This is a genomic window from Pseudomonas sp. Colony2 (genome assembly GCF_019382755.1).
In the GTDB taxonomy this organism is placed as follows: Bacteria; Pseudomonadota; Gammaproteobacteria; order Pseudomonadales; family Pseudomonadaceae; genus Aquipseudomonas.
The window spans coordinates 2702768-2722080 of record NZ_CP080030.1; the positions used below are offsets into that span (position 1 = coordinate 2702768).

The 19313-nt window shown below is 61.5% G+C and carries 17 protein-coding genes and 1 pseudogene; 14 read left to right on the forward strand and 4 right to left on the reverse strand.

The window, feature by feature from the left end; genetic code table 11:
• Positions 1-8: 8 nt before the first annotated feature.
• Entirely contained in the window at positions 9-839 is an 831-nt protein-coding gene (locus tag JV201_RS10830) for an IclR family transcriptional regulator (protein ID WP_219406882.1), read from the forward strand.
• 118 nt (positions 840-957) lie between these two features.
• On the opposite strand, the gene JV201_RS10835 is transcribed toward JV201_RS10830, so the two are convergent.
• A complete protein-coding gene (locus JV201_RS10835; protein ID WP_008430557.1) occupies positions 958-1656 on the reverse strand; it encodes a response regulator in 699 nt (232 codons plus the stop codon).
• Positions 1631-5017, reverse strand: a complete 3387-nt coding sequence (locus JV201_RS10840; RefSeq protein ID WP_087695378.1) for an ATP-binding protein — start codon at positions 5015-5017, stop codon at positions 1631-1633. Before JV201_RS10840 ends, JV201_RS10835 begins: the two co-directional genes overlap by 26 nt.
• 354 nt (positions 5018-5371) lie before the next feature.
• Between JV201_RS10840 and urtA the strand changes: the two genes are divergently transcribed.
• The 5 genes from urtA to urtE all read left to right on the forward strand — a co-directional run bounded on the left by urtA (position 5372) and on the right by urtE (position 10320).
• A complete protein-coding gene (urtA, locus tag JV201_RS10845; RefSeq protein WP_219406883.1) occupies positions 5372-6580 on the forward strand; it encodes an urea ABC transporter substrate-binding protein in 1209 nt (402 codons plus the stop codon).
• Positions 6581-6776: 196 nt separating this feature from the next.
• On the forward strand, positions 6777-7694 hold the full coding sequence (gene urtB, locus JV201_RS10850) for an urea ABC transporter permease subunit UrtB (RefSeq protein ID WP_003218261.1): 918 nt from the start codon (positions 6777-6779) through the stop codon (positions 7692-7694).
• Positions 7695-7704: 10 nt separating this feature from the next.
• Positions 7705-8865, forward strand: coding sequence for an urea ABC transporter permease subunit UrtC (urtC, locus tag JV201_RS10855; protein ID WP_102606298.1), 1161 nt, complete (start codon positions 7705-7707; stop codon positions 8863-8865).
• Complete coding sequence (urtD, locus tag JV201_RS10860; protein ID WP_003218258.1) at positions 8862-9620, forward strand: urea ABC transporter ATP-binding protein UrtD; 759 nt, start codon at positions 8862-8864, stop codon at positions 9618-9620. Before urtC ends, urtD begins: the two co-directional genes overlap by 4 nt.
• Positions 9621-9630: 10 nt before the next feature.
• A complete protein-coding gene (urtE, locus tag JV201_RS10865; protein ID WP_008430563.1) occupies positions 9631-10320 on the forward strand; it encodes an urea ABC transporter ATP-binding subunit UrtE in 690 nt (229 codons plus the stop codon).
• A gap of 665 nt (positions 10321-10985) precedes the next feature.
• On the opposite strand, the gene JV201_RS10870 is transcribed toward urtE, so the two are convergent.
• Positions 10986-12290, reverse strand: a complete 1305-nt coding sequence (locus tag JV201_RS10870) for an ATP-binding protein (RefSeq protein ID WP_003212508.1) — start codon at positions 12288-12290, stop codon at positions 10986-10988.
• Positions 12287-13027 carry a response regulator gene (locus JV201_RS10875; protein ID WP_003212510.1) on the reverse strand — a complete coding sequence of 247 codons (741 nt, stop codon included), beginning with the start codon at positions 13025-13027 and terminating at the stop codon, positions 12287-12289. The genes JV201_RS10870 and JV201_RS10875 overlap by 4 nt, the downstream gene beginning before the upstream one ends.
• 216 nt (positions 13028-13243) lie before the next feature.
• On the opposite strand from JV201_RS10875, the gene JV201_RS10880 reads away from it, so the two are divergent.
• From JV201_RS10880 to JV201_RS10915, 8 genes and pseudogenes are all read left to right on the forward strand, one after another.
• On the forward strand, positions 13244-13486 hold the full coding sequence (locus tag JV201_RS10880; protein ID WP_003212513.1) for a DUF2790 domain-containing protein: 243 nt from the start codon (positions 13244-13246) through the stop codon (positions 13484-13486).
• An 11-nt stretch (positions 13487-13497) separates the two neighbouring features.
• Positions 13498-13677: a hypothetical protein gene (locus JV201_RS10885; RefSeq protein WP_087695230.1), complete on the forward strand. Its 180-nt coding sequence runs from the start codon at positions 13498-13500 to the stop codon at positions 13675-13677.
• Positions 13678-13754: 77 nt separating this feature from the next.
• Positions 13755-14273, forward strand: a pseudogene (locus tag JV201_RS10890) (thioredoxin family protein); the annotation flags it as partial.
• Between the two features lie 86 nt (positions 14274-14359).
• A complete protein-coding gene (locus JV201_RS10895; protein WP_219406884.1) occupies positions 14360-15397 on the forward strand; it encodes an isopenicillin N synthase family oxygenase in 1038 nt (345 codons plus the stop codon).
• A 14-nt stretch (positions 15398-15411) separates the two neighbouring features.
• Positions 15412-16206, forward strand: coding sequence for a MetQ/NlpA family ABC transporter substrate-binding protein (locus JV201_RS10900; RefSeq protein WP_219406885.1), 795 nt, complete (start codon positions 15412-15414; stop codon positions 16204-16206).
• Entirely contained in the window at positions 16203-16949 is a 747-nt protein-coding gene (locus JV201_RS10905) for a methionine ABC transporter ATP-binding protein (protein WP_219406886.1), read from the forward strand. Before JV201_RS10900 ends, JV201_RS10905 begins: the two co-directional genes overlap by 4 nt.
• Positions 16946-17611, forward strand: coding sequence for a methionine ABC transporter permease (locus JV201_RS10910; protein WP_003212526.1), 666 nt, complete (start codon positions 16946-16948; stop codon positions 17609-17611). Before JV201_RS10905 ends, JV201_RS10910 begins: the two co-directional genes overlap by 4 nt.
• Before the next feature lie 99 nt (positions 17612-17710).
• Positions 17711-18790 (forward strand): sigma-54-dependent Fis family transcriptional regulator, encoded by a 1080-nt coding sequence (locus JV201_RS10915; RefSeq protein ID WP_003212528.1) that lies wholly within the window; start codon positions 17711-17713, stop codon positions 18788-18790.
• Positions 18791-19313: the final 523 nt, after the last annotated feature.

Here is a 19313-nt window from a genome sequence, read left to right on the forward strand (position 1 = left end):
ATCGGCTTATGGATTCCACTGAGCGGAATGAAAGTGTCAAGGAAGTCGGCGCCGGTGGCGTCTCCCGGTTGTTTGCATTACTGCGCATCCTCGGCGCGGCGCCGGACGGTGGTGAACGGGTGACGCAACTGGCGCAGCAGGTGGGGCTGTCGCAACCCACCACCCACCGACTGCTGCGCAGCCTGATGGACGAGGGCATGGTGGAGCAGGATGCGCGCAGCAAGCGCTATCGGCTGAGCCTGGAGTTCTTCGCACTGGCGGCGAATGCGGGCAACACCGGCAACCTGCGGGACCTGGTGCGGCCGAGCATGTTGCGCCTCAGTGCGTCGTTGGGGGATTCATTGTTCCTGCTGGCGCGCAGCGGGTTTGATGCGATCTGCCTGGACCGCAGTGAAGGGCCGTATCCGATCCGTACCTTTACCGGTGATATCGGCGGCCGCGTGGCGCTGGGCGTGGGGCAGGGCAGCCTGGCGATTTTGGCGTTTTTGCCGGAGGAAGAGCGCGAGACGGTGATCCGCTACAACTTGCCGCGGCTCAAGGATTTTCACCTGTACGACGAGGTGTTTTTGCGTTCGGAGGTGGAGAGTGTGCGGCGGTTGGGGTATGCGGCGCGAAACACCGGGGTGCTGGAAGGCATGGCCGGGTTGGCGGTGCCGATCCTGGATCGCAATGGGCATGCGGTGGCGGCGTTGAGTGTGGCGACTATCAGCGACCGGCTGGGGCCGGGGCGGTTGCCGACGGTGGTGGAGTTGTTGACGCGCGAGGCGGCGGCGATCGGGCCGAAGATCAACCCGTTTGATCCGACGTTGCGCCGGCCTTCGCAGATCTTCGGTGGGTAGGTAATACCAGTAACGACACAGATCAAATGTGGGAGCGGGCTTGCTCGCGAATGCGGTGTATCAGTAAAAAATTTGGTGACTGACACACCGCATTCGCGAGCAAGCCCGCTCCCACATTTTAGACCGTGGCCATCTGTGGGATCCGGGTTGGACTCATCGCCGCCATCGCCACCGAAGTCGCCGCCGTGCGCGTCTCCACTCCCAGCTTCACATACACATGCTCCAGATGCTTGTTCACCGTCCTCGGACTCAACCCAAGAATGTCGCCAATATCCCGATTGGTCTTGCCACACGCCACCCAACGCAGCACTTCCACCTCCCGCTCCGTCAACTGAAACCGCGCCGACAATAGCTTGTGCGCCGGCTCATCCTCCAGGGTGATCACGCTCGGCTGTGTCGCCGCCCGCGCCGACAGCAAAATCCGCGACGTACGCAAATGCGCCGCCACCCGCGCCAGCACTTCATCGGTCTGGATCGGCTTGGTCACGTAATCGCTGCCGCCCACCTCGAACCCCTGCACCACATGCTTGCTGTCGGTCAGCCCGGTCATGAACACCACCGGAATATCCGCGCTGGCCGGTTGTGCCTTGAGCCGGCGGCAGGTTTCAAAGCCGTCCAGGCCGGGCATCACCGCGTCCAGCAGGATCAAATCCGGGCGTCGGCGTTGCACGCGGTTCAGCGCGCTGAGGCCGTCCAGCGCCACCAGCACCATGTAGCCGGCGTCGTCCAGGGCGTCGGAGAGCATGGCCAGGTTGTCCGGGGTGTCGTCGACAATCAGCACCACGCCGGGCTCAGCGCTGTGGGTCAAGGCATTCATCTTCGGCCTCCTTCAGGATGCGGTTGAGTTCTTCCAGGCGAAAGCTTTTCAGCAAGGCCCGGAGCTTGTTGATGAACGGTGCGGTACCTGGGCTGTCCAGCACGATGGCGTCGAGCTTTTCATGCAAACCACGCACATAGCCAATGGCGCTCAGTTCGGCGAGCACCGCGAGTTCTTCTGCGCTGGGTAGCGCGCCTTGGGTCGCGACCGGCGCGGCGAGCGGTGTGCGACGGCGCAGCCATTGCAAGTCCAGGTGCAGTTGCAGGCGTCCGAGCAGTTCAGGGGTACGCACCGGCTTGGCCAGGTAGTCGTTGCAGGCGCCGGCGATGCTGCGTTCGCGGTCGTCAGTGAAGGCGTTGGCGGAGATGATGATAATCGGCGCGGCAGACAGCGCATTACGCCGGATCATCCGGCTGGTGGCCCAGCCGTCCATGGTCGGCATCGACAGGTCCATCAGGATCAGGTCCGGCGACAGCAGCGCCACCTGGCGGATCGCCTCCTGGCCGTTGCTGGCCTGGGACACCTCGAAGCCCAGGGGCGTGAGCATGCCGCTGAGCACCTTGCGATGGTCCACGTGGTCATCCACCACCAGGATGCGCCGTCGTTCGCCGTGGTAGCCGATGATGTCGTGCTCCACATGCACCACGGCTTGCGGCACGCGGACCTGGGACAGGAACAGCCGTACCTGGAAGCAGGTGCCCTTGTCCAGCTCGCTGACCACCCGCAATTCGCCGCCCATCAGCGAGGTCAGCATGCGTGTGATGGTCAGGCCCAGACCCACGCCCTTGTCCTGGCGCATCAGGTCGCCGCGTTCAAACGGCTGGAAAATCCGCTCGATCTGTTCGGGGTCAATCCCGATGCCGGTGTCGATGATTTCGAAGTTGGCGGTCTCGCGCATGTAGCTGACCCGCAGGCGCACCTCGCCGCTGTCGGTGAAGTTGATCGCGTTGCCCAGCAGGTTGATCAGGATCTGCCGCACGCGTTTTTCATCACCACGCACCACAGCAGGGATCTTGCCCACGCAGTCCAGGCGAAAGCGCAGGCCCTTGTCTTCGGCCTGGGGGGTGAACATTTGTTCCAGGTCGTGGATCAGTTCCGGGAAGGGGATTTCGGTGAGCTCCAGGCGCAGCTTGCCGGCCTCGATCTTCGCCACGTCCAGCAGGCCGTCGATCAGCGACAGCAGGTGCGAGCCGCTGCGCAGGATGGTCGCTAGGGCGTCCTGATGCTGTTCGGGCATGGCACTGTCGCGCTGCAGAATCTGGGTGAAGCCGAGGATGCTGTTGAGCGGCGTGCGCAGCTCGTGGGACAGCCCGGTGACGTAGCGACTCTTGGCCGCGTTCGCTGCTTCCGAGGCTTCCTTGGCCTGTTGCAGGGCCTGGTCGGTGAGGCTGTGGGCGGCGATCTCCTGCATCAGCAGCGAGGTTTGCCGGTCGGATTCTTCCTGGGCCACCCGCCGGCTTTCGCGGGTGAGTACTACCCACCAGGCGAGTACGGCGGCCAGCACCGAGAGCGTGAGGAACGCCTTGAAAAACGCCTGGTACAAGGTTTGCGAATGGGGCAAACCCTGGGCCGCCTGCATGTAGATCAGCGCCAGGGCCCCGGCGAGCATCAGCACCAGCGCCATCAACAATCCGAGGTAATGCGCCAGCCGGGTATGCAGGCGCGGTACCAGCGTGGTCGGCAACAACCAGCGCAACACCCCTTCGAACTGGCTGGCCAGGCGCGCGTGGGGTTTGCAACGGTCGCCGCAACGCGCATCCAGTGAGCAACAGAGCGAGCAGATCGGCGTGCTGTAGGCCGGGCAGAACGCCATGTCGGCGGTCTCGAACGGGTTGCTGCACAGCCCGCAGATCACCAGGCCGGTGCCGGGTTGCGGGTGAATCAATTGCGCCTCGCTGCTGCGCGCAATGTAGTAGCGGCCCTTGGTCAGCCACGCCAATAGCGGCGCCATGATTAACGCGGTACCCAGCGCGACAAACGGTGGCGCAGCCTGCGCCAGGGCGCCGAACAGGCCGAAGTGGGCGAGAATCGACAGCAGCGAGGCAATCAGCATCGAGCCGACGCCCACCGGGTTGATGTCGTAGAGGTGCGCACGCTTGAATTCGATGTGTTTGGGCGACAGGCCCAGGGGCTTGTTGATTACCAGGTCCGCTACCAGCGTGCCGATCCAGGCAATCGCGATATTCGCGTAGAGCCCCAGCACCTGCTCGATCACATCGAACACGCCGAGCTCCATCAGCATCAGCGCAATGGCGACGTTGAACACCAGCCACACCACGCGGCCGGGGTGGCTGTGGGTCACGCGGGCAAAGAAGTTCGACCAGGCCAGGGAGCCGGCGTAGGCGTTGGTCAGGTTGATCTTCATCTGCGAGATGAACACGAACAGCACCATCGCCCCCAGCGCCCATTCGGGAGAGGAGAACACATAGCCGAACGCGACGAGGTACATCTGGGTTGGCTCGGCGGCGCGCTCCATGGGGATTTCATGTTGCAGGGCGAGGAACGCCAGGAACGCCCCGGCGAACATTTTCAACGCCCCCGGCACGATCCAGCCGGGCCCGGCGCATAACAGCGCGGCCCACCAGCGCTTGCGGTTGGCGCTGGTTTTTTCCGGAAGGAAGCGCAGGTAGTCCACCTGTTCGCCGATCTGCGTGACCAGCGACAGCGCCACGGTGCAGGCGGCGCAGAACGACAGCAGATTGAAGTCGCCACCGTCGCTGCTGCGGCCGACAAAGCTGGTCCAGTCGCTGAAGGCCTCGGGGTTCTTCCACAACACGAAGCCATAGGGCAGCACCAACAGCACCAGCCACAACGGTTGCGTCCACAATTGCAGGCGGCTGATCAGCGTTACGCCGTAGGCCACCAGCGGGATCACCAGCAGTGAACAGATGACATAGGCGATGGCCAGCGGGATATGGAAATACAACTCCAGGGCCAGGGCCATGATCGCCGCTTCCAGGGCGAAGAACAGGAAGGTGAAGCTGGCGTAGATCAGCGAGGTGATGGTGGAGCCGATGTAACCGAAGCCCGCGCCGCGGGTCAGCAGGTCCATGTCTACGCCATAGCGGGCGGCGTAGTAGCTGATGGGCAGGCCGGTGAGAAAGATCACCAGGCTGATGGCGAGGATCGCCCAGAAGGTGTTGGTGAAGCCGTAGCTCAAGGCCAATACGCCGCCGATGGCCTCCAGCGCCAGGAACGACACCGCGCCCAAGGCGGTGTTGGCGATGCGCAGTTCCGACCATTTGCGGAAGGACTTCGGGGTGTAGCGCAGGGCGTAGTCTTCCATGGTCTCGTCGGCGACCCAGGAGTTGTAGTCGCGGCGGATCTTGACGATGCGCTGGGTGCCGGGGAGGGGGTGCACGGTGGGGAACTCCTGCAAGGATGGGGAGATGGCAGCAATATTCGTGCCCCAGTCCTGCGGGGTGCGCTCTTCGTGGCGAGGGAGCTTGCTCCCGTTGGACTGCGAAGCAGGCCCAGCAAGACCACTTCATTTTTCCAGGCAGAACCGGGTCGCCGGTTTTGGCGCCGCTGCGCAGCCCAACGGGAGCAAGCTCCCTCGCCACAGGGGTTTCCTTTCCCAAGGCGAGCGGGATCCTGCTCGAAAATGGTGCGCAACGGCATACGTCAAATGACGTACCCCGTTACGTCAGGCTGCGTATACCCGCCGTGGCCACCTGCCGCCATGCTGAACCCCTCATTGCAGAGGAGTCGCCCCATGGAATCACGATTGATCCGCTCCAAACCGTTGTTGGCCTTATCACTGCTGGCGGCGAGTCTGTTCAGCCATGGCGTCATGGCCGACAACGAAGGCCTGGCGGTGACGCCTACCGAAGTCACCGTCGGCCAGTTGCACTCGGCCACCGGCACCATGGCGATTTCCGAAACCGGTTCGATCCAGGCCGAACGCCTGGCCATCGAGCAGATCAACGCCTCGGGCGGGATCCTCGGGCGGCAGATCAAGGTGATCCAGGAAGACGGCGCGTCCGACTGGCCGACCTTCGCCGAAAAGGCCAAGAAACTGCTGGTGAACGACAAGGTGGCTGCAGTGTTCGGCTGCTGGACCTCCGCTTCACGTAAAGCCGTATTGCCGATCCTCGAGAAAGAAAACGGCCTGCTCTACTACCCGACCTTCTATGAAGGCCTGGAACAGTCGAAAAACGTGATCTACACCGGCCAGGAAGCGACCCAGCAAATCCTTGCCAGCCTCGACTGGATCGCCAAGACCAAGGGCGCCAAAACCTTCTATCTGGTGGGCTCGGACTACATCTGGCCGCGCACCTCGATGAAGATCGCGCGCAAGCACATTGAAAACGTGCTGCACGGCACCGTGGTCGGCGAAGACTACTACCCGCTGGGCAACACCCAGTTCGGTTCGCTGATCAACAAGGTCAAGCTGAAAAAGCCTGACGTGGTGTTTGCGGCCGTGGTGGGCGGCTCCAACGTGGCCTTCTACAAACAGCTCAACGCAGCGGGCGTGAACGCGTCCAAGCAAACCCTGTTGACCCTGTCGGTGACCGAAGACGAACTGCTGGGCATCGGCGGCGAAAACATGGCTGGCTTCTATGCCTCGATGAAGTACTTCCAGAGCCTCGACAACCCGAACAACAAAGCCTTCGTGGAAGCGTTCAAGGCCAAGTACGGCAAGGATGCAGTGATCGGTGATGTGACCCAGGCGGCCTACCTCGGCCCATGGTTGTGGAAAGCGGCGGTTGAGAAGGCCGGCAGTTTCGACGTGGATAAAGTCGTCGCCGCATCGCCTGGCATCGAGCTGAAAAACGCGCCGGAAGGCTATGTGAAGATCCACGAAAACCATCACCTGTGGAGCAAGTCGCGCATTGGTGAAGTGCAGCCAAACGGGCAGTTCAAGGTGATCTACGAGTCGGATCTGATCGAGCCGAATCCGTTTCCGAAAGGCTATCAATAACCTCGGGTCTGGCGCTGATCTGAATGTGGGAACTGGTTTTGTGTGGGAGCGGGCTTGCTCGCGAAAGCGGTGAATCAGTGAGTGCATCCGGTACTGACACACCGTATTCGCGAGCAAGCCCGCTCCCACACAAGCCAGCTCCCACATAAAGCAGAAGCAGATTGCATTTCAACCTCCCGCTCAGGAGACCATCATCATGGAATGGCTATCGGAATTTGGAGCCATCGCGGCGATGCAGGGGTTCAACGGCTTGTCCGTGTTCTGCGTGCTGTTGCTGATGGCATTGGGACTGGCAATCATCTTCGGCCAGATGGGCGTGATCAACATGGCCCACGGTGAGTTCCTGACCATTGGCGCCTACACCACCTACGTCTGTTCCAGCCTTACCGCGCATTTCGCGCCAGGCTTTCAGCCGTACTACTTTTTCGTTGCCATTGCCCTCTCATTCCTCGTCGCCGGCGCCGTGGGCTGGCTGGTGGAATGGGCGATGATCAGCCGCTTGTACAAGCGGCCCCTGGACACTTTGCTCGCCACCTGGGGTTTGTCCCTGGTGATGCAGCAAACCTTCCGCTCGGTGTTCGGCGCCCGTGAAGTGAGTGCCGAACCGCCGGCCTGGCTGATGGGTTCGGTGAACCTCAGCGACGCCATCGAGATCCCGCGCAACGGCCTGTTCATGATGGGCCTGACCGTGCTGCTGACCGGGGCGATCTTCGTCATGCTCTACCGTTCGCGCTGGGGCTTGCAGGTGCGCGCCACCGTGCAGAACCGCTTGATGAGCCGGGCGGTGGGCATCAACACGCGCAAGGTCGACCGCATGACCTTCGCCCTCGGCTGCGGCGTGGCGGGCGTGGCCGGTGCGGCGTTCACCACCATCGGCTCCACCGGGCCGACCGCCGGTTCGCAGTACATCGTCGACACCTTCCTGGTGGTGGTGTTCGGCGGCGCGCAAAGCCTGTTCGGCACCATTGCCTCGGCGTTCGTGATTGCCCAGACCCAATCGCTGTCGGAGTTTTTCCTCAGTGGCTCGATGGCCAAGGTGCTGACGCTGTCGTCGGTGATCCTGATCCTGATGCTGCGCCCGCAAGGGTTGTTCTCCATCAAAGTGCGCAAGTAGAGGCGAACCGATGAAGGCTCTAGACAAACTGCTGGGCGGCCAGCAAAACCTGATCGGCATCGTGCTGTTGGCGCTGTTGATCCTCGTGGTGTTCCCGCTGACCCTGGACGCCTTCCGGCTGAACATGGTCGGCAAGTACCTGACCTACGCGTTCGTCGCGGTGGGCCTGGTGCTGTGCTGGGGCTATGGCGGGATTCTCAGCCTCGGGCAGGGGGTGTTTTTCGGCGTCGGCGGCTACTGCATGGCGATGTTCCTGAAGCTTGAGGCCTCGGACCCGATCAGCACCAAGATCCAGTCCACCCCGGGCATCCCGGACTTCATGGACTGGAACCAGATCACCGAATTGCCGTGGCTGTGGCAGCCGTTCCACAGCTTCACCTTCACCCTGTTCGCGGTGATTGCGGTGCCGGTGTTGCTGGCGTTCATCATCGGCATGGCGCTGTTCAAGCGGCGGGTGGGCGATGTGTATTTCTCCATCGTCACCCAGGCGATTGCGCTGATCCTCACGGTGCTGATCGTCGGCCAGCAAGGCCTTACCGGTGGTGTCAATGGCATTACTGACCTCAAGACCCTGCTGGGCTGGGACCTGCGCGGTGACGGCGCGAAGATGATCCTGTATTTCATCAACGCCGGGCTGTTGTTCGGCTGCATCTTCATTGGCCGTTTTATCCTCGCCTCGAAACTGGGCCGGCTGTTGATGGCCATGCGCGACAAGGAAGAGCGGGTACGGTTTTCCGGGTATGACGTGGCCAGCTTCAAGATTTTCGTGTTCTGCGTGGCGGCGGCGTTCTCGGCGATTGGCGGGGCGATGTTTGCCTTGCAGGTGGGCTTTATGTCGCCGTCGTTCGTGGGCATCGTGCCGTCCATCGAGATGGTGATCTTTGCCGCGGTGGGCGGGCGCATGTCACTGCTGGGCGCGGTGTATGGCGCGTTGCTGGTGAACTATGGCAAGACCTACTTTTCCGAATCCTTCCCTGAGCTTTGGCTGTACCTGATGGGCGGGTTGTTTATCGCCGTGGTCATGTACTTCCCCAACGGCCTGGCGGGGTTGTGGGACAGCCATGGTCGCCAGGCCCTGGCCCGAGTGTTGCGGCGCAAGCCGGTGATCAAGGCCGAACCGGCGAAGATCAAGCCCAAGGCTGAAGCCAAGATCCTGGAGACACAGCCATGACCGCCGTTGGTTTTGAAATGAAGAAACCGGTGTTGGCTATCGAAGGCCTCACCGTGTCATTCGATGGCTTCAAGGCTGTCGACAACCTCAACCTGTATATCGACCGCAATGAAGTGCGGGTGGTGATCGGGCCCAACGGCGCCGGCAAAACCACGGTGCTGGATTTGATCTGCGGCAAGACCCGCGCCACCAGTGGCAGCATCCAGTTCGACGGCCAGGAACTGACCAAAATGCGCGAATACAACATCGTGCGCGCTGGGGTAGGGCGCAAGTTCCAGAACCCATCGATCTACGAAAACCTCACGGTGTTTGAAAACCTCGAGATGTCGTATCCGGCCGGGCGCAAGGTGTGGGGCGCGCTGTTTTTCAAGCGTAATGCCCAGGTGATTGCGCGGGTCGAGGAGGTGGCGCGGGAAATCTTCCTCGGCGACTTGTTGCAGCAGCAGGCGGACCTGCTGTCTCACGGGCAAAAGCAGTGGCTGGAGATTGGCATGCTGCTGATGCAAGACCCTGAATTGCTGATGCTCGACGAGCCGGTGGCCGGGATGAGCGTCAACGAGCGGGCGCAAACGGCCGAGTTGCTCAAGCGCATCAGCCAGGGGCGCTCGGTGTTGGTGATCGAGCATGACATGGAGTTCGTCAAGAGCATTGCCCACAAGGTCACGGTGTTGCATCAGGGCAAGGTGCTGGCCGAGGGCAGCATGGAGTCGGTGCAGAGCAATCCGAAAGTCATTGAAGTGTATTTGGGCCACTGAGGAGTCGGGCATGTTCAAGATCGACAAACTGTCGTGTGGGTACGGGCAGAGCCAGATTCTTCACGACCTGGAGCTGGATGTGGCGAAGCGTGAGATCGTCGCGGTGATGGGGCGCAACGGGATGGGCAAGACCACGTTGTTCAAGAGCCTGATGGGTATTTTGCCGCAGTGGCAGGGGCAGGTCAGTGTGGATGGGCATGATGTGTCTGCGCTTGAAACCCATGAGCGGGTGGAGCGGGGGATTGCCTATGTGCCGCAGGGGCGGATGATTTTTCCCAGCATGAGTGTGTTGGAGAATATTCAGACTGGGTTGCCGGCGGCGGCCCGGGGCAGGGTGCCTGAGGATTTGTATGCGCTGTTTCCGGTGCTCTATGACATGCGTTCGCGCAAGGGTGGGAATTTGTCTGGGGGGCAGCAACAGCAGTTGGCGATTGCCCGGGCGTTGGCGACGAATCCCAAGGTGTTGTTGCTCGATGAGCCGACTGAGGGGATTCAGCCTTCGATCATCAAGGACATTGCTCGTACGCTTAAGGAGATTCGCAATTTGCGGGATTTGACGATTGTTGTTTCTGAGCAGGTGTTGTCGTTTACTTTGGAAATTGCTGATCGGTTTTTGGTGATTGAGAAGGGGAGGTTTGTGATTGAGGAAACTCGGGATCGGGTGGATGAGGCGACTATCAGTCGGTACTTGTCGGTTTGACCTGGCTGGGTACATATCCGTTATTTRGGTAACGGCGRCTTATGGTTTCGCTCTTACAGCGAGTCACTTTGCAAAAGCGGCAAAGTAACCAAAGCGCTCTGCCCCGCCTGTCGGCGCCTCGCCTAGGCTCGGCGTTCCCTCACTCCGGCATTGCTCCGCGGGCCGCCGCGATGGGCCATCCWTGGCCCAGCGCGGCTAAACCGGCGTCCTGCCGGTTTACCCGCTCCGCAATACCTGCGTTCGGCCTCGGGCTTATTGGGGCAGTCAGAGCAAGATCAAGATCAAAAGCAAGAGCACGGCGGCCTGAAAGCCGACCTGAGTGTTAAAAGCCAGATCAAAAGCCAGAGCGAAGGCAGAGCTGCTTTTCTGTAGGAGCTGGCTTGCCGGCGATGCAGACACCTCGGTACATCAGACACACCGAGGCGATGCCATCGCCGGCAAGCCAGCTCCTACAGTGCACCGTGCCCGCTTTAGCTTTTGATTTGGCTTTTAAACACTCAAGCCGGANNNGGGCACTCCTCGCCTAGGCGAGGAGCCGAGGGGTGGGGCAAGAGCGTTTTGCTTACTTTTGACTGGGCCGGCATTCCGGCTGTTCAAAAGTGAGCCGCTGTAAGAGCGGAACCGATACAAGCCATCACCCAAATAATGGATATACACACCGCCCGTCACAGCTCCAGCCGAACCTGCGCACACAACCCCCCACCGTCCCGGTTGCTCAGGGTCAACTCCCCACCAATCGCCACCGCCAGTTGCTGGGCAATCGCCAACCCCAGCCCTGTACCACCAGTGCCACGATTACGCGAACTCTCCACCCGGTAAAACGGCTGCATCACCTGCACCAGTTCATCCTCGGCAATCCCCGGCCCCCGGTCCAGCACCTTGATCGAAAGCTCACCCGCCGCCGTCGACCCCACCTCCAACTGCGCCTCCCCGGCAAATTTCAGCGCGTTGTCCACCAGGTTCACCAGCACCCGACGCAACGCATGGGGCCGCGTATCCAAAACCACCGCGCTTTTACCGGTCAAACTCACTTGCTTGTTCATATCCTGGTAATCAAACACCAGGCTGTCGAGAAACGCATCCAGGTCGATCCGGCAACTGGCCTCGGTCGACCCATGCACACTGCGAGCGTAAGCCACGCCCTCGCGCACCAGATGCTCCATTTCCCCCAGGTCACTCCAGAGCTTTTCCCGGTCCACCGAGTCCTCCATGAACTCGGCACGCAATTTCATGCGGGTGATCGGCGTCTGCAAGTCATGGGAGATCGCCGCCAGAATCTGCATGCGCTCCTTGAGGTACTCGGCAATCCGCTTCTGCATTTCGTTGAACGCCGCCGCCGCATGCGCCACCTCGGTGGGGCCGGTTTCGTCCAGCGGCGTCGGGCGGGCATTCGGGTCGAGGGTTTCCACTGCCCGTGCCAGGCGTGTCAGCGGGCGGATGGCGATGCGCACGGCGATCCAGGTGCACACCAGCAACACCACCAGTTGCAGCACCAGTACCACCGGCAGCCAGAACGCAAACGGGATCGGCTTGGGATAGACATCAATCGTGACCGGGCTGCCATCGGCCAGGGTCAGGTGCGCCTGGAAGTGTTTTTGCAGGCCCGGGATGTCGCGGAACGTCAGCGGGTAGTGCTCGCCCAACGCATCGGAAATCGACGTCGCGGCCATGGGCACGTTGTCGCTGGCCATCGGCTCGCCGGGTTCGCCGGCATTCAGCAGGTAGCGGTAGGCGTTGCGGTCGAGGCGCGGCAGCCAGCTGGCACGCTCGGCGGCGGGCAGGCGGTCGAGGATCGCGATCGACGTCGATACGTCGTTTTCCAGGTTGCCCAGCATTACGCTGCGGGCACTCATGTAGCGTTCATAGAACTGCGCACTGAACGACAGGGCGTTGGCGCACAGCAGGCTGACGATGAAAATTACCGTCAGTTGCGCCGCGAGGGTGCGCGGCCAGCGGAACGTGAGGGTCATGCCGGGTCCCCAAGGATTTCCACGGCCAGGGAGAACACATAGCCTTCGCTGCGCACGGTCTTGATGTAGGCCGGTTCGCGGGCGTCGTCCAAAAGGCGCTGGCGCAGGCGGCTGACCAGCAGGTCGATGGAGCGGTCGAACAGGTCCGCGTCCCGGCCCTGTGTCAGGTTCAGCAACTGGTCACGGTTGAGCACCCGTTGCGGATGGTCGAGGAAGACGCGCAGCAAACGGTATTCGGCACCGCTCAAGGCCACCAGGGTGTTGTCTTCGTCCAGCAGATGGCGGGCGGTGGTGTCCAGGCGCCAGCGGCCAAAGCGGATCAGCCGGCCGCTTTCGGTCACCACCAGGTTTGGCGGCAGCATCCGTGTGCGCCGCAGCACGGCGTTGATGCGGGCCAGCAGTTCACGGGCGGCGAAGGGTTTGACCAGGTAATCGTCGGCGCCCATTTCCAGGCCGATGATGCGGTCGGTTTCATCGTTGCGCGCGGTGAGCATCAGGATCGGCGTGGCCTTGTGCTTGCCCACCCGCAGTTCGCGGCACAGCTGCAAGCCGTCGTCGCCGGGCATCATGATGTCCAGCACGATCAGGTCCACGGGCGTGGTGTCGAGGAAGCTGCGCATCTGCCGGCCGTCAGCCACCACTGTGGTGCGCAGGCCGTTCTTTTTCAGGTAGTTTCCCACCAGTTCGCGGATCTCCCGATCGTCATCGACAATCAGAATGTGATCGACGTGATCCATGCTGCCTTCCTCGTTGATTAGTCATTGATGCGCAGTCTAGCCACTGGCGGCGGGCTTGCCTTGTGCCCTTTGTATTGCAGTGTATCTGGCGGTGACGAGATACACATCGACGCAAAAATCCCGGCCTGGCCGACACAATCCGGATACCTCGCAAGGTTCAAATGAGCCCATCGAGGTAATCCGCCTCGGCCCACTTGAACCCCCGGGGAACCACCCATGACCATCAAAGCTGCCTATGCCAGTTGCCTGTTTGCCTTACTCACTGGCCTGAGTGTTGCCGCCCATGCCGAAACCACCGCCAGCCAGCCGGATATCCACCAGGTGCTGTCGATCTCCGAAGAGTCCGGTGGCGCGCTGTGCGGCATCGTCAACTCGAAACTGACCTACCTCGATTCCGAGGGCCAGCGCCACGTCCTCGACTACCGCAAATTTTCCAGCAATTGCCTTGAAGGCAGCTGAGGAGACCGGCCATGACCCCACTCAACAGCTTTCTCAGCGCCCTGGCGTTTTCCCTGGCGGGTGTGGCGGCGGATGTGAATGCCGCCACCGCGAAAAAACTCACTGGCAGTGAAACCTGCTTCCAGAACACGCCGCTGGCGCAAAACGGCGCGGCTCGCAAACGCGCCGAAACACCCCCGGCCACGAGGTGACACCCATGAACTTCATCCGATACCTGCGCCGCTCAAAAGGCCTGCTGCTGTTGGCACTGGTGGTTGCCTTGGTCGGCGTGCCCAAGGCGGTGAACTACCTGATCAACAACGTCGACGCCGAAAGTTTCAGCCAGTCCGATGAGCGCATGCCGTCCCTCGACGGCGCGGTGGCCTGGCTCAACTCGCCGCCGCTGACGGCCGAGGGCCTGAAGGGCAAGGTGGTGCTGGTGGATTTCTGGACCTACGACTGCGTCAACTGCCAGCGCAGCCTGCCTTACGTCAATCAGTGGGCGAAGAAGTACGCCAGGGACGGGTTGGTGGTGATCGGTGTGCACACGCCGGAAAACGCCTATGAGAAAGTCCTGGATAACGTACGCAGCCAGGTCAAGAAGCTGGACATCCATTACCCGGTGGCCATCGACAACGACTACCGCATCTGGCGCGCCTTCGATAACCAGTACTGGCCGGCCCATTACTTCTTCGATGCCACCGGCAAAGTGCGCTACAGCCATTTCGGCGAGGGCCGCTACGACAATCAGGAGAAAGTCATCCAGGCCTTGCTGGAAGAAGCCAGGGCAGCGAACGCGCCAACCTAAGCTAATGCCAAAAAGGTATTTATTGCGGGGTTTTTAGATCGTTTAGCTTCACCACTCCACGTACCTGTTCATGGAGTGAGCACCCAATGTCGCACCCGCTGGCAATCAACACCTTGCCCCTGCTGGACCTGGCGCTGCTCGACGGCAGCCCGGCCCAGCGTGGGCAGTTTCTCGATGACCTGCGCCACGCTGCGCGGCATATCGGTTTTTTCTACCTCACCGGCCACGGCATCGACGCCGGGTTGCTCACCCAGGTGCAGCAGCAGGCGCGCCGGTTTTTCGCCTTGCCGGAGGCCGACAAGCTTGCTGTCGGCATGATCAACTCCCCGCACTTTCGCGGCTACAACCGCGCCGCGTCGGAGATCACCCGGGGGCAGCCGGATCTGCGTGAACAGTTCGACCTCGGCGCCGAGCGCGAGCCGCTGCGGCAAGGCCCGGATTCACCGGCCTGGTCGCGCCTGCAAGGCCCCAACCAGTGGCCTGCCGCGTTGCCTGAACTCAAGCCCTTGTTACTGGCCTGGCAGCAGGCGATGACGCAGATGTCCCTGCGCCTGTTGCGCGCCTTTGCCCAGGCCTTGTCGCTGCCGGAAAACGCTTTCGACCCGCTGTATGGTGACAAGCCCAACGAACACATCAAGCTGATCCGCTACCCCGGCCGCCACGCCCAGCAGAGTCGCCAGGGCGTCGGCGCCCACAAGGATTCCGGCTTTCTCAGCTTCCTCCTGCAAGACCAGCAGGCCGGCCTGCAAGTGGAAGTGGAGGAGGGCCGCTGGATCGACGCCTTGCCGCGCCCCGACACCCTGGTGGTGAACATCGGCGAGTTGCTGGAACTGGCCACCAACGGCTACCTGCGTGCCACGGTGCACCGGGTCGAATCGCCGCCCCTGGGCAGCGAGCGTTTGTCCCTGGCGTTTTTCCTCGGTGCACAACTCGACGCGGTGGTGCCGGTGTATCAGTTGCCGCCCGAGTTGCTGCGCGATGCCCACGGCCCCACCAGTGACCCGCGTAACCCGCTGCTGCGGGACGTCGGCTGGAACTACCTCAAGGGCCGCCTGCGTTCCCATCCGGATGTCGCCCAACGGTTTTACGCCGATGCCACGATTCCCCAAGCCCTGTCCGCCTGATAAGGAACATCACCATGCTCAAGAAAACAGCCCTGGCCCTGGCCGTCCTGATTGCCTCCTTCGACGCCCAGGCCGCCGAGGCCCTGCGTGTGGCGGCGGACCCGATTCCCCACGCGCAAATCCTCGAATACGTGCAGAAGCTCGACCCGCAGCTGCAGCTGAAAATCATCGAAATCCCCAACGGCGTGAACTCCAATGAACTGCTGGCCCACGGTGATGTGGACGCCAACTACTTCCAGCACTTGCCGTACCTGTACTCCCAGGAACAGGCTCTCGACCAGAAATTCACAGTGGCGGCCACCGTGCATATCGAGCCGCTGGGTATCTATTCCCATCGCCACACCAGCTTTGCCCAGGTGCCGGATAAAGGCACCGTGGCCGTGCCCAACAACGTCACCAACCTGAGCCGTGCGCTGTACCTGCTGCAAGCCAACGGCCTGATCACGCTCAAGCCCGGTTTCAACGACCCGGCCAAGGACCAGGCAACGCCCAAGGACATTGCCGAGAACCCCAGGCACCTGAAGATCCTCGAGATCGAATCACCACAGATTCCTCGTGCCCTGGATGATGTCGACCTCGCCGTGATCAATGGCAACTACGCCCTCGAGGCCGGCCTGTCACCGGCCAAGGATGCCCTTGGGCTGGAAAAAGCCCAGGGCAATCCCTACGCGAATATCCTCGTGACCACCCCGAAATTGCAGGACGACCCACGGATCAAACAGCTGGCCAAGGATCTGAATTCGCCAGAGGTGGCAAAGTTCATCACCGAGAAATATGCAGGCTCGGTGATTCCGGTAGCTGTCGAATGATCGTCGTCGAGCAGGTCAGCAAAACCTACGCCGATGGCCAGCCGCCGGCGCTGGATAACGTGTCATTGCAGATTGCCGACGGTTCGATCTTCGGGATCGTGGGGCGGAGCGGGGCGGGCAAGAGTACTTTGCTGCGCTGCCTGAACCTGCTGGAGCGCCCGACTTCCGGGCGCATCCTCATGGACGGCCAGGACCTGACGCTGCTCAGTGACAAGCAACTGCGCCAGCAACGCCAGCGTATCGGCATGATCTTCCAGGGTTTCAACCTGCTGCATTCACGCAACGTCGCCGACAATGTGGCGGTGCCCCTGGAAATCGCCGGCCAGCCCAAGGCCGAGCGCGTTGCCCGGGTCAAGGAATTGCTGGAACTGGTCGGCCTGAGTGACAAGGCGCTGGCGTTTCCGTCGCAACTGTCCGGCGGCCAGAAGCAGCGCGTCGGCATCGCCCGGGCACTGGCGCCGCGCCCGGATTATTTGCTGTCGGACGAAGCCACCAGCGCCCTCGACCCGGAAACCACCGCGTCGATCCTGGAACTGCTGCGCAGTATCAATCGGCAACTGGGGGTGACCATCGTGTTGATCACCCACGAGCTGGATGTGGTCAAGGCTATCTGCGACAGCGCGGTATCCCTGGCCAATGGGCGTGTGGTGGAAAGCGGCAGCCTGATTCAATTGCAGGCCGACCCCGCCTCAAGCCTGGGCCGCTCACTGGCCCCCAGCCTGCCAGCGGTGAGGGCAGTATGAAAACGGACTGGAACGACATCCTGCAACTGCTGCTCACGGCCACCGGCGAAACCCTGTACATGGTGCTGCTGGCGGCGGTCTTTACCTTGCTGATCGGCCTGCCCCTGGGGGTGCTGCTGTTTGTCAGTCGCCGCGGCGGGCTGTTCCCCTTGCCACGGGTGAACCGTGTGCTGGGTGCGGTGATCAACCTGGGCCGCTCATTGCCCTTTGTGGTGATGCTAATTGCCTTGATTCCACTGACCCGGTTGATCGTTGGCACCACATTGGGCAGCACCGCCGCCGTGGTGCCGATCACCATTGGCGCCTTTCCGTTCTTTGCGCGGATTGTCGAGAACGCGCTGGACGAAGTGGACAAGGGGCGCATCGAAGCCATCGTTGCCATGGGTGGAGATATTCGGCATGTGATCTTCAAGGTGCTGCTGCCGGAGGCGCTCCCTGCGTTGCTTGCGGGGTTGACCCTGACCCTGGTGATGCTGATCGGCTTTTCGTCCATGGCCGGGGTGATTGGCGGTGGCGGCCTGGGGGACCTGGCGATTCGTTATGGGTACCAGCGTTTCAATAACCAGATCATGGTGGTGACGGTGATTGTGTTGGTGGTGCTGGTCCAGGGCGTGCAAAGCCTGGGGGATCGTTGCGTGAGGTCGCTGGCGCATCGTCGATAAACGGTTATGTACTAATGAATTTTTAATATTTCTAGTTATATGCGTGACTGAGTAAAGTTCCCTTACGTACCTTCACCTCGTCGCCGGGAAATACTCTTCATGAACCGTCCCCACGGGCATCCCACGCCGATCCTGACTTTGCCCCAGGGCGAAAAAGACCCGTTGTCGATTCGCGCCAAGGCACTGGTTTTTGCCGACCCGCGTTCCCTGCAACTGCTCGAATATTTGCAACGTGTTGGCCCCAGTGAAGCGCCGGTGTTGATCAATGGCGAGACCGGCACCGGCAAGGAGCTGGTGGCGCGCTATATCCACAGCGCCAGCGGCCGCACCGGTGCGTTTGTGCCGGTGAACTGTGGGGCCATCAGCGAGAACCTTGCGGAAAGCGAATTTTTTGGGCATGAGGCCGGCTCGTTTTCCGGGGCCTCGGGGCGGCGGATCGGCTGGTTTGAAGAAGCCGATGGCGGCACCCTGTTCCTCGATGAGATCGGTGACTTGCCGCTGCCGTTGCAGGTGAAGCTGCTGCGGGTATTGCAGGAGCAGGAAGTGGTGCGAGTGGGGTCGCGCAAGCCGATCAAGATCAATATCCGGCTGGTGACGGCCACCAACATCGACCTGGAGCAGGCGGTGGAGGCGGGCAACTTTCGTCTTGACCTGTTCTATCGCATCAACGTGGCGCAGGTGCAGGTGTTGCCGTTGCGTGAGCGGCCGCTGGATATCCTGCCGTTGGTTGAGCATTTTCGGCGGCTCTACAGTGCCAGGCTGAAAATCGCTGAGCCGATGTTGTCGGAGTCGGCGACCCAGGCGTTGCTGGATTATCCGTGGCCGGGGAATATTCGTGAGCTGGAGAATGTGGTGCACCTGGCGCTTTTGGTGGCTGGGGACAGGCCGATCATGCCGTCGCACTTGAAGTTTTCTGCGGGGCTGAGTGCGATGCATGCCAGCGTTAACAGCGGGGCGCCGAGGATTCCGCAGGAGGTGGTGCGGGAGCAGTTGCTGCGGTTGTTCGAGGTGCCGGGGGATTCGTTGTTGCACGATATCGAGGATTTGATCGTGCGGGAGGCGTTTGCGTTTTGTGGGTTTAATCAGTTGCGTACGGCGGAGTTGTTGGGGGTGACGCGCAATGCCATGCGGACGCTTTTGGTGAATCATGGGATGCTCAAGGGGCGGGTGAAACCCTGATTTTTTGGTGTACATATCCGTTNTTTRGGTAACGGCNGCTTATGGTTTCGCTCTTACAGCGAGTCACTTTGCAAAAGCGGCAAAGTAACCAAAGCGCTCTGCCCCGYCTGTCGGCGCCTCGCTGTGGCTCGGCGTTCCCTCACTCCGGCASCRCGAAGCGGGCCGCCGCGACGGGCCATCCATGGCCCGGMGCGGSTAAACCGGCGTCCTGCCGGTTTACCCGCTSCGCAATACCTGCGTTCGGCCTCGGGCTTATTGGGGCAGTCAGATCAAAAGCAAAAGCAAAAGCACAGCGGCCTCCCGGCCGGCTTGAGTGTTAAAAGCATAAGCAAAGACCAGAGCGAAAACAGATCTGCTTTTCTGTGGGAGCGGGCTTGCTCGCGAAAAACCTGAGGTCGCCGCGTTCATCCAGAATGCCCGCGTCATCGTTAACGACCTTCGCGAGCAAGCCCGCTCCCACATTTTGGACCGTGCCCGCTTTAGCTTTTGATTTTGCTTTTAACACTCAAGCCGGCCGGTAGCC